Consider the following 14,388-nt stretch of genomic DNA (forward strand, 5'->3'; position numbering starts at 1 on the left):
TCAGGCATTCATGACCTTATGACAGCGTTCACACAGACTCTCTTCATCGTGAGCGTGGAACTTCCAACAGCGTGGACATTTTGCAGCGGTTGCAAGCGCGATGACGAACTTGTCATCATCCACCGTGAACTCACCCAGTGCTTCGGCAGGTTCACCGTCCTTGATGCCGGAGACGACGAACCAGTCTTCCGCTTCGATTTCCGGCAGCGCTTTGATCTTTTCTGATGACGTGTAGATCACCAGTTCAAGCGTACTTTTGATACGTTTCTCTTTTTTAAGCGCATCGACGACTTCGGAAAAACCTTCACGCGCTTTGACCATATAGAACTCTTCAAAGAGAGAGTATTCGACATCGATCGGCGTATAGGTCATATCGAAGATATTTTCCATCCCGCCTTTGATCACGGCCGGCGCACTCTCCATGATCTCATCCGCCGTATAGGTCAGGATCGGCGCGATCAGACCGAGAAGCGATTGGGTGATCATCGCCATCGCGCTTTGCGATGCACGGCGATGCAGGTCATCTTTGGCGTCGCAGTAGAGCCTGTCTTTGGTGATATCCATAAAGATACCGCTCAGTTCATTGACAATGAAGTTGTTCAGCGTGCTCATGCCCCCGACAAAGTTGTAGGCACTGAACTGCTTGTGCGCCTCATCGAAAACGGTCTGTGCCTTGGAGACGATCCATCTGTCAAGAACACCCATCTCCGCATACGGCAGGATTGTCTCAAGATCATCGATGTTCGCAAGCAGGAACCGGAAAGTGTTGCGCAGCTTGCGGTACTGCTCGGCGATCTGCTTCAAAATATCGTCAGAGATCTTTTGATCATTCTGGTAATCCGTCATCGCAACCCAAAAACGCAATATCTCCGATCCATATTGCTTGACCACCTTGTCCGGTGCAAGCACGTTCCCTTTGGACTTACTCATCTTTTCGCCTTTACCATCCATGGTAAATCCGTGCGTGATGAGTGCACTGTACGGTGCCTTGTGCTCTACCGCCGTACTCAGGAAAAGTGACGACTGGAACCAGCCGCGGTGCTGGTCGCTTCCTTCAAGATAGACATCGGCAGGGTATTTTCCGGCATTGTAATTACGCGACTTCATAACCGCATTCCAGGTCGCACCCGAATCGAACCAGACATCGAGGATATCCGTCACTTTTTCAAGCTCTTCCGGTTTATATCCCGAACCCGGGTACAACAGCTCTGCAATATCCATTGTATACCAGGCGTCAGAGCCCTGCATCTCAAAGATCATCGCCACAAAGTTCAGGACCTTCTCGTCGAGGATCACTTCGCCGGTCGCTTTGACACGGAACAGTGCGATCGGCACACCCCAGTCACGTTGACGGGAGATACACCAGTCCGGACGGTTGGCGACCATCGAGGTCAGACGCTTGCGGCCCGTCTCCGGATAGAATGAGGTCTTTTCGATCTCTTCGAGCGCGATCTCACGCAGCGTACGCTCTTCACCTTCCGGCTTCTGATCAACGGCGATAAACCACTGCTTCGTTGCACGGAAGATCAGCGGTGTATGCGAACGCCAGCAGTGCGGATAGGAGTGGGTGAACTTGCTGACTTTTAACAGCCCTTCACCCAGCATCTCCAGGATCGGCTCATTCGATTTAAAGATATGTTTGCCGACAAACTCTTCCGGGTTGGGAAAGAGTCTTTCACGGACTACGGTCTCATCATAACAGCCTGTCTCATCGACCGGCATGATCACGTCCAGGTTGTACTTCAGACCGACACGGTAGTCATCCTCACCGTGGCCCGGTGCCGTGTGGACACAGCCCGTACCGTTGTCCATCAGGACATGCTCGCCGAGAACGATATGCGAAGAGCGGCCGTTGAGCGGGTTGACCGCATGAAGGTTCTCAAACTTCTTCGCATCAAAGGTCTGAACCACTTCGCCGCTGAAGACACCGCTTTCGATGTTTTCGTTGTAGAGCTTCTCCGCGACGATATAGCCGTCGCTTGTACGCACATATTTCTCATCCGGGTTGAGGGAGATACCGGTATTTGCCGGCAGCGTCCACGGCGTCGTTGTCCAGATAACCAGACCCGCTTTGCCTTCGATGCCCATACGCACCTTGGATTCGTCGCTCAGTTCGAAAGCGACATAGATGGAGTGGGACTCTTTGTCCTCATACTCGACTTCGGCTTCGGCCAGAGCGGTACGTTCCGCCCATGACCAGTAGACCGGTTTGGAGCGTTCGATCAACAGCCCTTTTTTCGCCACGTCGCAAAGCGTACGGTAGATGTTCGCTTCGAACTTGTAGTCCATTGTCAGGTAAGGTTTTTCCCAGTCGGCCAGGATACCGAGTGTCTTGAACTCGTCGCGCTGGATATCGACAAACTTCGCCGCATGTTCACGGCACAGTTTACGCACCTCGCCGGTACTCAACTGCTCTTTCTTCTGTTTGCCGCCCAGTTTTTTCTCGACCTGCTGTTCGATCGGCAGACCGTGGCAGTCCCAACCCGGCGTGAAACGGACAGACTTGCCGTTAAAGTAGTTGAATTTGATAATGATGTCTTTTAAGATCTTGTTGAGGGCGTGGCCGATATGGATATGTCCATTGGCATATGGCGGTCCGTCATGCAGTGTAAACGGCTCGGCACCTTCACGGTTTTTCTTCATCTGTTCATAGATCTTGTCCGCATCCCATGCGCCGTAGCGTTTTGGTTCGTTCTGAACAAGGTTTCCGCGCATCGGGAAATCTGTTTTAGGCAATAACAAAGTCTCTTTGTAATCCATTACACCCTCTGTTTCTAAAATTTTTGGATTATATCCTTATAGGGTTTAAAAAGGGCTGACGCTGTGCTATACTTCCCTATTACCTGACGCTGTTTACGGTCACCTAAGCAAGTTTATCAATGGACTTAATGTGAAAAATCGTCTTATTTTCATCGGCAATATATTTATCCAGAACCAGGCTTTTAGAGACTATATTATCCGAACGATCGAAACGGATGGGATGGCGCTTGATTCTATTGAGTATTATCGGGAAGCTGACCGCAACTTCTTCGGCGACCTTGAAAAGAGGCTAAAAGACGAGGAGATGCTCTATATTCTTACCAGTAAAAAGAGCTTTACACTTGTCGGTAAGCTGCTCTGCACCCTTCTGGGAGACAAACTGGTCTTGAAAAAGCAGATGCTCATCCCCTCGCAATGTGAAACATGCGTTGAAAACAGCTATCGCCTCGATATCAATACAAGTGCCATCAATGTCATACAGGCGCAGGAGTCTCAGGAGATTCCAGAACTTCTGATCACGCTCCCCTCTGCACAACAGAAACTGCACTTTTTCGAGACACCGATCAAAGAGGTGATCGAAGCCTTGAAACCGCTTTCCAGACAATTTGATGTCTCCCTTGCTTTCTCGCAAATAGTAGAAGGGTGGGTGGAAGTGAGCGTAACATGCAACACATTTGGATCGATTGACAAGTTTATTCAGATTGCACAGGAGAGGCATCCTGCAAAGATCATCGTGACGGAAGACCTGGTCCAGCATATTATTGATGCGACACTGGCGACGCAGCAGAAGATCACACTCGCAGAAAGCTGTACGGGTGGGTTGCTCGCCTATTACTTTACTTCCCACGCCGGTGTCTCCTCCGTATTTGAAGGCTCGTTGGTCACCTATTCCAATATCTTGAAAGAGAACTGGCTCGCGGTTGACCATGCGACCCTGGTCAAACATGGTGCGGTCAGTGAAGAGGTGGTCGCCGAAATGTGCGAAGGTGCGCTGAATGTCGCCAAGGCGGATTATGCACTTGCCATCAGCGGTGTTGCGGGACCTGATGGCGGAAGCCCAGAGAAACCTGTCGGTACGGTTGTCATCGGTGTCAAATCCAAAAACTACGAAAATGTCGTGCGCTGTCACTTCAAGGGCGATCGAAATTACATCCAGCAGCAGAGCGCGCTCACTGCCTTGAAGATGCTCATTTTGGGCGATAAAAAAGTTTTTTTCAAAAAATTCTAAATTCTCTTGACATCGCAGAATCTTTTGCCTATAATTTCGCCTCACAACAGCAGTAGCTGGTTTGTGAGTCCCGTTAGCTCAGTTGGTAGAGCATCTCACTTTTAATGAGGATGCCGATGGTTCGAGTCCATCACGGGACACCATTTTTTTACGGTTGCGGTGGTAGTTCAGTTGGTTAGAATACCTGCCTGTCACGCAGGGGGTCGCGGGTTCGAGTCCCGTCCACCGCGCCATTTGGAATTTTTTCCAAAATTGTTGATTTTTTCTTTACTGTAAATTAAAGTTAAAAGCAAGATTTTGGGCGCTTAGCTCAGTTGGTAGAGCGCTACCCTTACAAGGTAGATGTCACTGGTTCGAGTCCAGTAGTGCCCACCATTGAAAACGTAATTGTACGTTTATATGTGCTTGATACTTGACCCTTTCGTCTAGTGGCCAAGGACACTATCACTTCATGGTAGGAACAGAGGTTCAAATCCTTTAGGGGTCGCCATAAAGTAGATTATAAACGGGCGTTTAGCTCAGTTGGTAGAGCGCTACCCTTACAAGGTAGATGTCACAAGTTCGAGTCTTGTAATGCCCACCATTTTTATTGTTACATGCGCGGTGGTAGTTCAGTTGGTTAGAATACCTGCCTGTCACGCAGGGGGTCGCGGGTTCGAGTCCCGTCCACCGCGCCACTACATTTTCCTATTCAAACATACAATCCAAACAAATTTTTCGCATACATAAACATCGACATCAAACTCGCTTCGCTGACAATGTTTCGCTACGCTCTTGATTAATATCACTTTAGCCAAAAAGCGTGCTAACAGCACCCTTCTCTGCCATATTGTCCACCGCGCCACTGCTTTTGCCCTTTCAAACAGACAGTCCGGACAACAAACATTAAAGTTTTCACGCTCTCAAACCATAGTTTATTTATGAATATCAATTTAAGTTAGTTTCCGCCATATTTATTAAGCGTGTATTTTTAGGTGTAGGCGAGGAGTTATCATGTATGCCAAATACTTGATCGGTTTATTAGTAATTGGCCTTTTGGCCGGGTGTTCTAAAAGTGACGGTTCATCAGATCATTCACCATCAAGTGAGGTCACAGTCCTCGACGGTTATATCAAAGATGGAAATGTAACCGATGCCAACGGGCAGGTCGCAACAGAGCGCAATGGAACAATTGGACTCTATACTTTTGCATCAACCCCGGTCTACCCCATCTCATTGACCGTCGGCAGTGCCAAGCTGGTTGATACGAATGCAGCATTCGACGTCAACCTGAGTGCTGCTAGCGGCACGATCATCTCCCCCATAACGACCATCATTGATGGTGATGCTGCCGTCAGATCCAATATTGAGATCCTGCTGGGCGGACTGAGTGATGCAGAGTTGGCCGTTGATTATGTCGAAACCGACAATGTCGAAGTGGCCAAATTCGCCCAACTCTGCTACGCGATGCTTAAATATCCCAACGGTGCATCACTGCTTAAAGAACGGTTGACAACGAACTTCAATGCCGGTACCGACACCAATCTCACCGCTTTTATCGATGAGATCAAAAGATCACCGGTTAAACAGCCTATCTTCAGGGAGCTACTGGCCAAAGTAAACGCCTTCAGCGGTTCTGTCAGCACGATGGAGTCGGAACTCAACAGTATCAAATCCCTGCTCGATACCGACTTTACCGTCGCCGACAGGGCCGCATTGGATGCTTTGATCACTAACTATGATGCCAACTATACCGCTGATGCTAACGCTGCAACGACAAAAGACCTTGAAAGAAAGATCAAGTATGCCGTAGTAGACGCGGTGACAGATATGCACAGACTGTTTTATGGGAAGCTGACGTTTAATGTTGATATATCCTTATGGAATACAGAAAATGTCACCGATATGAGTGAAATGTTCTACGCTGCGGCAGCATTCAATCAGGATATCGGCGATTGGGACACCGCGAACGATACGAACATGAGTTTGATGTTCTACGCAGCTAAAGTATTTGATCAGGATATCGGCGACTGGAATACTTCGAATGTTATCAGTATGGACTATATGTTCCACAATGCCAGAGCGTTTAACCAGGATATCGGATCTTGGGACACTTCAAAGGTGACTACGATGTCCCATATGTTCGATACTGCCCAAGTGTTTAATCAGGACATCGGATCATGGAATACTGCGAAGGTCACCACTATGGCTTATATGTTTGCTCATACCAATGCGTTTAATCAGAATCTCGATGCGTGGGATACGTCAGGTGTAACAACCATGAACGGCATGTTCTATAGTGCCACGGCATTTAATCAGCATATTGGATCATGGGACACTTCACGTGTAAAAACGATGAATCAGCTTCTCAATGCCGCCACCGTATTTGACCAGTATATAGGGGATTGGAATACTTCAAATGTTACAGATATGACGTCCCTTTTTGAGGCTGCTCTTGCATTTAATCAAAACATCTCAGGATGGAACGTTTCAAGCGTAAAACTTATGCCAAGAATGTTCTTTGCTGCTACTGCATTTGATCAGAATTTATCAGATTGGAACGTGAGTAATGTTACAGATCATACTGAATTTGACGCCGTTGCAACCAGCTGGGTATTACCGAAACCGACATTTCCGTAAATCCCGTGATTTCCGGGTCAGTCACGCCGGCTGACGTCGATGCAATCAGCCGACTTCTTGCGAAGACAGAAGGCCGGTCCACATTTGGCAACGTCGGCCACGCCCCTCTCTTTTGGAGAATTATTTTTTCTTATAGTGGGACATAAAGTAGTTAAAAGAGTGTTTTAACGCCTTATTGGTCAGCTCGACAAACTCCTTTGTCTCCTGCCAGTTTGTACTTGCTTTTGTCTTCAGCTCTTTGAACTTCTTCTCAATCTCATCGATGAGCGCTTCAAGCTCTTTACGTTGCTCTTCATAGATCTTCTTCGCATCAGCACTGAGACCATCCACTTTTTCTTTCAGATTGAGCTCAGCCAGCTGTTTTTTGAATGAATCGATCTGTGTCTGCGCTTTCGTCAGTTCTTCCTCTTTTGTCTGTTTTTGGGCTTCGGCTGATTTTTTTTCTTTCATGGCAGGTCCTTCAGTTAATGTGTTTAAAACGATTATACACCGTTTTTATAATTATTATCCATTAAATTTTATAATTGTGCATAAGCGGACAACGCGACAGAGCGTTCAATGTTACATCTGACTAAGTATCGAGTAGCTACAATGTTGCCATGAATAAAGTTGCCATAATTGGCGGAGGTGCAGCCGGGTTAATGGCGGCACTGACCGCTGCAAGAGCCGGTGCCGATGTCACGATCTATGAGCACAACAAAAGTGTCGGCAAGAAGATCCTGGCCTCGGGGAACGGGCGTTGCAATATCATCAATACGACAGCCTGTAGGGATGACTATTTTGGTGCTGATCCGGGCTTTAGCGCCTATGCTTTGCAACAGATGCCGTTTAAAACGTTTGAGAAGTTCTGCCAAACGATCGGTCTGCTTCTCGATATCAAAGATGACGGACGCTGTTACCCTCTCTCCAATGAAGCCAAGTCCGTCGTACTCGCCTTTCAGACAGCTGTGAAAGAGGCCGGGGTAAAAATCGTCTCTGAAAAACGGGTCTCGGGTATCGCCAAAGAGGGCAAGCAGTTCATCATCGAATCGGATCAGGAGAAAGCAGCTTATGACAAGGTGCTTATCGCCACAGGATCGGAAGCGGCACCCCAGCTTGGCGCAACAGGTGACGGTTATGATTTTGCCAAAACCTTTGGCCACGAAATAGAGCCGCCCTACCCCTCTCTCGTGCAGCTGCATCTTGACTCAACGATCCACCATAAGATGGCCGGAGTCAAAACCCTGGCGGAAGTGACACTCTACCTCAACGGCAGACCCGAAGAGAAGGTCCAGGGCGACATCCTCTTCACACGCTACGGTATCTCCGGATTGGCGATCCTGGATGTAAGCCAAAAGGCGTCCTTGGCCCTGATGGAGTACCAACATGTTGCTGTGGGCATCAATCTGCTGCCCCGCTTCAACCGCCAGGCCCTCGGCACTCTGATAGAAAAACTGACTGTCGCGGTACCGAACCATCCGCTTGAAACGGCACTTACCGGTATTCTCTCCATAAAGGTCGTCCCCCACCTTTTGCAAAGTGCCCGTATCCGGCCTGACATCCCGGCCTCGCAATTGACGACAAAAGAGATCAAAAAGCTTTCCCATCTCATCCAGGATTGGCGCTTCGATATCATCGATACGCATGGTTTCAAACATGCCGAGGTCAGCGGCGGCGGGGTCAGTACGGCGCAGATAGACAACAAGACAATGGAATCAAAGCTAGTGGAAGGGCTATACTTTGCCGGCGAGGTGATCGACATCGTCGGACGCCGCGGCGGCTACAACTTCAACTTCGCCTGGGCGAGCGGGATGATCGCCGGAAAAGAGATGGCACGGACCTAAGATCCGTGAGCAACAATCAGGTTCTTTGAACACCATGCGTTTGTCGCGGTGATAAAAGAGCGTGTAGGCCATCGGAAAGCCGAGGTTGCCGGAGAAGTGTTGCACAACGTGTTGGAAAGTAGAAACGGACATTAATCAGAATTATCTATTCGGTACTGTTTCGGACTTTTACCGACTTTCTGTTTGAAGAACTTGGTGAACTGAGAAGCATCATGAAAATTCAGCGTCAGTGCAATACTGTTGATGCTCCTGTCGGTATAGACCAGCAGATACTTGGCCTCTTTTATAATGCGTTTATGAATATAATGCAAGGCGCTTTTTCCCAGTTTTCCTTTGACCGTTTCACTTAGGTATTTCGGGGTCAGATCGAGCAGCGATGCATAGTCATCGACGCGTTTCATACTTTTGAAATTCTCTTCCAGCAGCGAGAGAAACCGGCTGCAGATGACATCGCTTCTTGTTCTAAGCGTATCACTCCTGAGTTTTAATTTCTCTCTTTTCAAGATCAACAACAGCTGATTCAACAGATGTTTCGCATAGAGGTAATTGTCCTCTTCGTCTCTTTTGAGTTCACTCTCGATCTCCTCGAAGATCTCCTTGACTTTAGTGAACAGCGACAGTTCCAGATCAACACTTTCGAGCTGCCTGTCATGAAAATCCAAAAGTGCCGCCTCTTCGGGAAAGTCTCTCTCAAAGAGAAGCACATAATATTGCGTCGTATCGAACGTGTCTTTGAACGAATGGATGCTTTCCGGCGGCAACAGGTGCAGCGAGTGGGCATTGATCGTGTATTCGAACTGGTTGACATACCGGATCGAACCGCCGGTCAGACAGAAAACCATGGTATAGAAATCACACCGGACAGGCACCCCCTCTTTTCTTTGGGAGTTACTCTGGAGGATGACGATGTCGTGTGGCCGAAAGTCGTCTGAGAGGACATTCATGCCAAACTTCGGCTCTTCCAGATGTATTTGCCTGTAGCGTTCCAGCACCTGAGACATCGTCAATAGTTCCATCATAGATCCTGATCATTGCAACGTGTTGCCATTATAACAAGAGTACGGCGTATATACGTGGTATTGTCCATTTTAAGTTTAAAATATAGCTTTTTTCTTAATATTTTCAGTTAATTACTTTTTTAATTAAGTAAAATTGACAATTAATAGGCGTTTTTACTCTTACCAAAAAACGTTCCGTCAGCTACAATAACAGCCATCAACCCACAAATAGAAAGGATTTCTTATGTCTAAGAAAAATGTACTTATTACCGGAGGTGCGAGAGGCATCGGTGCGGCCGTCGCCAAAGAGCTCGCCAAAAACGGTCACAGGGTGTTCATCAATTACGTCAACAGCACCCAGGTGGCGAATGATCTGGCGGCAGCCATCAACAATGCGGGCGGCGAAGCCTATACTGTTCAGGCAGATGTCAGGGATGAAGAGAGCATCAAGGCAATGTTTGACGAGGTCAAAAGCAAACACGGCGGCGTCGATATCCTGGTCTCCAATGCCAACATGAACTTTACGCAGAAGCCTTTTATGGAGCAAACCTGGGGCGAATTCTCCCAAAAACTCAATGATGAGATGCGCGCTTCATACGTTTGTGCCCAATATGCAGCGGCTTCAATGGTAGAAAAGAAGTTCGGTCGTCTTATCTTCATTTCGAGTACTTTGTCGGAAAGTCCTGCACCGACTTTTATCGCCCACGGTTCTGCCAAAGGCGCTCTCGATACCTTCAGCAAATATCTCGCACAGGAGTTGGGCGCCCACGGTATCACGTCCAACATCGTCGCTCCCGGTCTGGTCTTGACCGATGCGACCGAAGGTGCCCCGGAAGAGTTTAAAGAGTTCATCCGATCCATGACGCCGACGCAGACGATTTCAAAACCCGAAGATGTCGCGAATGCCGTCAGCTTTCTGGCAAGAGAAGAGAGTGCCCAGGTAACAGGGGCATACCTCTCTGTCAGCGGAGGGGCCTACCTCTCATAGCTTCGGTTAATACCGGACTGACAGCACACATTTTGTAGTATTGTGCAATCATGATCCAGTATCGTGTTATCCCCGAATCGGGATAAACTGCTAAAATAGTTCAAGTTAAAAGGAGAACAAGATGCAGAAATATGATGTCATTATCATCGGCGGCGGTGTATCGGGCCTTTCGTGCGCCATCACTCTGGGTTCGGCAGGCCCCAAGATGGAACTTGCCGCCGATAAAAAAGTACTCGTGATCGACGCAGGAAAGTCCCATTTGAATATGGCGGAACTCCATAACGTACCGGGTATCGCCGAAGGAACAAAGGGGCCTGAACTTTTGGCCTCTTTGGCACAGCGGGCAGAAGCTTATGAGAACGTTTCCATCATGCAGGGCACCGTCGCATCCGTCTCCGGAACTGCGGGGGATTTTAAAGTAACGACCGAATCGGCAGAGACCTTCGAAGCCGACATCGTTGTTTTTGCCAACGGCATGCAGACCAACGCCGTAGAGGGCATCGGTGCTGCGATCGTCGATCATATCCGTGCACCGCGTCCGGGTATGGTTATGATAGAAAATCACAACGGCATAATCGGCGAAGGAAAGTACGTCACGGGCTGTGCGGCAGGTGCCACCTCCATGTTCGCTTCGGCCGCAGGCTACGGTGCGCAAACGGCGACGGACATCATCAGCTCATGGGCCGGCAAATATACCGTTATCCACGACATACTCACAAAGGGCTAGGCAGAAACACCAATCGGGAGGATAAAGTATGAGAGCACTGTTGAGTATGATCATCATTGTTTTGCTTACCCTTCCACTGGCCGCCCGTGACGAAGGTAAAAAGATGAAAATCAGCGTCCACGCAAACAACAATACCACGATTTTTCAACTCAATGACTCCCAGGCCGCAAAAGAGCTTTATGCGCAGCTTCCCCTGAGTATCAAAGTCGAGAACTACAGCCACAATGAAAAGATATTCTACCCTCCAAAAAAACTGTCGACGACCGGCACGCCATTGGCTGACGCGCGGACCGGAACGCTCGCCTACTACGCCCCCTGGGGAAATGTCGTCATCTTCTACAAAGATTTCGGAACGGCGAACGGCCTGTACGAACTCGGCCATGCGGTGTCGGGCATGGAACATATCAAGGATTTCTCCGGCATGATAAAAGTAGAAACCACCGATTAGCGCTTTAGTGGCTTGATGTGAGAGGTCATATGAAAATACACAACAAAATCGCCATACTCGCACTATGTATCACAGGAGTCATGATGAACGGATGTTCCGAAAAAGAACTCAAGCCGCGCTCCAGCGCATCGTTCTACAAGGATGGGCGTTTCGAGAGCAAGATGGACCAGGAAGAGCTCAGTTTCACCGAGACACTTTCCATCATCTGGGAGATTTTTGTAAAAGACAACGAAGACACCACCCCCGAAACCGGGACCATCCCTGTATACAAACTGACCCGGGAGGAGTTGTTGCATATGCCGGAGAACTCCGTGATCCGCCTAGTCCATTCCACCCTGCTGTTTCGGCTGGACGGCCGTTTTATCCTGACGGACCCGGTCTTTTCCGAGCGGCCGTCGCCGATCTCTTTTCTGGGGCCGAAGCGTTTTCATGAGATGCCGATCTCTCTGGATGAGATGCCCTATATCGACATTCTCATCATCTCCCACAACCACTATGACCACCTGGACGAAGCGACGATCAAAAGCCTGAAGGATCGGATCGGACATGTTTACACGACGCTGGGCATCAAGTCGCAGCTCGTAGATTGGGGTGTTGACGCGTCCAAGATCACCGAGCTGGACTGGTGGGAAAGTGTCGAAGATCAGAGTCTAACTATTACAGCTGCTTCGGCACAACATTTTTCCGCACGGGGATTTTTTGACCGCAACCGGAGCCTTTGGGCCTCCTGGATCATAAAAAGCGCCCATACCAACCTCTATTTCGGAGCGGACAGCGGCTATTTCAATGGTTTCAAGGAGATTGGAAACCGCTTCGGCCCCTTTGATATGACGTTCCTGGAAGCGGGCGCCTATAATGAACGCTGGCGAAGCATTCATATGATGCCGGAAGAAACCGTCCAGGCCCATATGGACCTGCGGGGTCGACGGCTTTTCCCGATCCACAACGGCAGCTTTAAACTGGCCATGCACCCTTGGAAAGAACCGCTGGAGCGGGTCGTGGCGGAAGCCGAACGCAAAGGGATCGAACTGAGCCATCCGCAAATGGGCGAAGCTGTGCCTCTCCTGGAGTATAAGGCTACTGAAATATGGTGGGAATAGCGATATTTGGCGGCAGATTATCATCTTTGTCAAATCAGGCAATCAGACCCAAAGGGTCGTTTGATTGTTTGAAGCCAACTATATCTTATATCCTTACCAATCATTTACAAGAAGGGATAATTCGCCTATTGTAACCCGACAAAACAGGATTCGAAAGAGGCAAGGAAAAAGAGATCGGCGAGTGTATCGCCTCAGCAAAAATCAAAAAAGCACTCCTGATCCAATAAAACTGTTCACTACTGATACCCTCGTTTGTGTGGGCATCTTTATTGATAATAGATATGGACGACCGTATCTGGATCAAGGTCACCGATCTGAAAATAGTGGTACCCGCTTTCACCGACTTCGAAAACATAGTGGGCTTCATACGCACCGTCAAACCATTGGTCTATCAGGATCATGCTCCAGTCATTCACATCGATGTAGGCATACCCGTAGTCATTATAGATGTCGATATACACTTTCGTGCCGTCTTGCAGATAGGGTGTTTCAAAATAGAGGCTGTCGTCCAGATAGTAGTCGTAGGAGTAAGGCAGTTCATACTCCTGTACCACCCAGCCGTATGAACCGTCGACATACAGACTATCCCTATCTGAATACGAATCGTATGTGACTTGACAACCGGCCAACATAAAAGCTATCAGTGTTGAGAATATAAAGGTTTTCATTTTTGTCTCCTTGTTATGGGGAAACAGTAACAAGAAAACGTGAAGTGACTGTGAAGTGTGCGGCCTACTGTGGCGCTATCTTACGACAAACGTACCGCTAAACGTCTCATCTGTCGCACTCTGTTCAATGTCATCTACACGGCTGGCTTCCGAACCGCGCCGTAACAGCGCAAGGAACTCCGCAAGCCGCTCTTCTTCACAACTGACTACGGCTTCGACACGTCCATCGTCCAGGTTTCTGACATAACCGCTAAAACCTGCATCACCCGCATTTCTGGAGACATTGGCCCGGTAGAAGACACCCTGAACACGTCCGGAGATTAAGAAACGGTAACTCTTCATCTAAGGCTCATTCCTACTTAGAACTTGTACTGGACACCGGCATAAAAGAGATAATACTCCTGCCATAGGGACTCCGTGGAACGCTTGTTCGTATCTTCGTCCACTGCTGTCACTCTGTCTACATAGACATCTCCCTCCATGGCCGCTCTAAAACCAAGTCCCTTTAACACGGTCGGGTAATACTCGCCGCCAATCCCGAAATGCACCGTGGCGAACTTGTCTTTCAGATCATAGTAGCGGTCAGACTGATTCTGCTTCAGGTACCCAAGCCCCAGGTTCCCGAACGGCCGTAACTGACCGTTCAAAAAGGTGTAACCCGCATTGGCATAAACAGCAACGGCCTTCGGTTCCTGATGATACTTTTTATACTCAAAACGGCCGTAATCAGTGTATGAGAACTCAACGCCTATGATCTTGTTGATCTGATACCCGGCGTACAGAAGGTACCCTGCATCGTTATCATTCAATTTGCTGGCACTGACCACATAGGTGTTATCCGGATCGTCCATGTTATAGGAGTTGTCGAAAAAAGTGGCGTAATAACCGCTTATACCAAATCCGGCACCGATATAGAAACCGCTCCCGTCATTGGGTGTCTCACCCTCGGCATAGGCACCACCAACCAGTACAAAAGTCGCTGCCAACGACGCCATAACTTTTTTCATGACCTTTCTCCTTTCTTTTTGT

At 48.6% G+C, this 14,388-nt stretch carries 13 protein-coding genes and 6 tRNA genes; 13 read left to right on the forward strand and 6 right to left on the reverse strand.

Annotated features, from left to right (window positions below):
* Complete coding sequence (ileS, locus tag WCY20_RS09345) at positions 1-2,760, reverse strand: isoleucine--tRNA ligase (RefSeq protein WP_345974613.1); 2,760 nt, start codon at positions 2,758-2,760, stop codon at positions 1-3.
* 130 nt (positions 2,761-2,890) lie between these two features.
* Here ileS and WCY20_RS09350 point away from each other — a divergent pair, with 130 nt between their 5' ends.
* The 8 genes from WCY20_RS09350 (at position 2,891) to WCY20_RS09385 (ending at position 6,607) form a co-directional block, all read left to right on the forward strand.
* On the forward strand, positions 2,891-3,988 hold the full coding sequence (locus WCY20_RS09350) for a CinA family protein (RefSeq protein ID WP_345974614.1): 1,098 nt from the start codon (positions 2,891-2,893) through the stop codon (positions 3,986-3,988).
* Positions 3,989-4,055: 67 nt separating this feature from the next.
* Positions 4,056-4,131, forward strand: a tRNA-Lys gene (locus tag WCY20_RS09355).
* A 13-nt stretch (positions 4,132-4,144) separates the two neighbouring features.
* Positions 4,145-4,221, forward strand: a tRNA-Asp gene (locus tag WCY20_RS09360).
* 66 nt (positions 4,222-4,287) lie between these two features.
* A tRNA-Val gene (locus WCY20_RS09365) sits at positions 4,288-4,363 on the forward strand.
* A gap of 39 nt (positions 4,364-4,402) precedes the next feature.
* Positions 4,403-4,478: transfer RNA gene (locus WCY20_RS09370), tRNA-Glu, on the forward strand.
* Positions 4,479-4,495: 17 nt separating this feature from the next.
* Positions 4,496-4,571: transfer RNA gene (locus WCY20_RS09375), tRNA-Val, on the forward strand.
* A gap of 17 nt (positions 4,572-4,588) precedes the next feature.
* Positions 4,589-4,665 (forward strand) — tRNA-Asp (locus WCY20_RS09380).
* Positions 4,666-4,981: 316 nt separating this feature from the next.
* A complete protein-coding gene (locus WCY20_RS09385) occupies positions 4,982-6,607 on the forward strand; it encodes a BspA family leucine-rich repeat surface protein (protein WP_345974616.1) in 1,626 nt (541 codons plus the stop codon).
* Positions 6,608-6,727: 120 nt separating this feature from the next.
* Here WCY20_RS09385 and WCY20_RS09390 read toward each other — a convergent pair whose 3' ends face one another.
* Positions 6,728-7,057: a hypothetical protein gene (locus WCY20_RS09390; protein WP_345974617.1), complete on the reverse strand. Its 330-nt coding sequence runs from the start codon at positions 7,055-7,057 to the stop codon at positions 6,728-6,730.
* A gap of 149 nt (positions 7,058-7,206) precedes the next feature.
* Here WCY20_RS09390 and WCY20_RS09395 point away from each other — a divergent pair, with 149 nt between their 5' ends.
* Positions 7,207-8,430 carry an NAD(P)/FAD-dependent oxidoreductase gene (locus WCY20_RS09395; protein ID WP_345974618.1) on the forward strand — a complete coding sequence of 408 codons (1,224 nt, stop codon included), beginning with the start codon at positions 7,207-7,209 and terminating at the stop codon, positions 8,428-8,430.
* A gap of 131 nt (positions 8,431-8,561) precedes the next feature.
* On the opposite strand, the gene WCY20_RS09400 is transcribed toward WCY20_RS09395, so the two are convergent.
* Positions 8,562-9,449, reverse strand: a complete 888-nt coding sequence (locus WCY20_RS09400; protein ID WP_345974619.1) for a helix-turn-helix domain-containing protein — start codon at positions 9,447-9,449, stop codon at positions 8,562-8,564.
* 223 nt (positions 9,450-9,672) lie between these two features.
* Between WCY20_RS09400 and WCY20_RS09405 the strand changes: the two genes are divergently transcribed.
* The 4 genes from WCY20_RS09405 to WCY20_RS09420 all read left to right on the forward strand — a co-directional run bounded on the left by WCY20_RS09405 (position 9,673) and on the right by WCY20_RS09420 (position 12,691).
* Complete coding sequence (locus tag WCY20_RS09405) at positions 9,673-10,416, forward strand: SDR family oxidoreductase (RefSeq protein ID WP_345974620.1); 744 nt, start codon at positions 9,673-9,675, stop codon at positions 10,414-10,416.
* 121 nt (positions 10,417-10,537) lie between these two features.
* Positions 10,538-11,143: an NAD(P)/FAD-dependent oxidoreductase gene (locus WCY20_RS09410; RefSeq protein WP_345974622.1), complete on the forward strand. Its 606-nt coding sequence runs from the start codon at positions 10,538-10,540 to the stop codon at positions 11,141-11,143.
* Between the two features lie 28 nt (positions 11,144-11,171).
* Positions 11,172-11,591, forward strand: coding sequence for a cyclophilin-like fold protein (locus WCY20_RS09415; protein ID WP_345974623.1), 420 nt, complete (start codon positions 11,172-11,174; stop codon positions 11,589-11,591).
* 29 nt (positions 11,592-11,620) lie between these two features.
* Entirely contained in the window at positions 11,621-12,691 is a 1,071-nt protein-coding gene (locus WCY20_RS09420; protein WP_345974624.1) for an MBL fold metallo-hydrolase, read from the forward strand.
* Between the two features lie 266 nt (positions 12,692-12,957).
* Here the strand turns inward: WCY20_RS09420 and WCY20_RS09425 are convergent, their stop codons facing one another.
* From WCY20_RS09425 to WCY20_RS09435, 3 genes are all read right to left on the reverse strand, one after another.
* Positions 12,958-13,359 carry a hypothetical protein gene (locus tag WCY20_RS09425; RefSeq protein ID WP_345974625.1) on the reverse strand — a complete coding sequence of 134 codons (402 nt, stop codon included), beginning with the start codon at positions 13,357-13,359 and terminating at the stop codon, positions 12,958-12,960.
* Positions 13,360-13,434: 75 nt separating this feature from the next.
* Positions 13,435-13,701: an acylphosphatase gene (locus WCY20_RS09430; RefSeq protein ID WP_345974627.1), complete on the reverse strand. Its 267-nt coding sequence runs from the start codon at positions 13,699-13,701 to the stop codon at positions 13,435-13,437.
* Between the two features lie 17 nt (positions 13,702-13,718).
* Positions 13,719-14,366, reverse strand: a complete 648-nt coding sequence (locus WCY20_RS09435) for an outer membrane beta-barrel protein (protein WP_345974629.1) — start codon at positions 14,364-14,366, stop codon at positions 13,719-13,721.
* Positions 14,367-14,388 lie beyond the last annotated feature (22 nt).

It is taken from the genome of Sulfurimonas sp. HSL3-7 (genome assembly GCF_039645985.1).
GTDB classification, from domain to species: domain Bacteria; phylum Campylobacterota; class Campylobacteria; order Campylobacterales; family Sulfurimonadaceae; genus Sulfonitrofixus; species Sulfonitrofixus jiaomeiensis.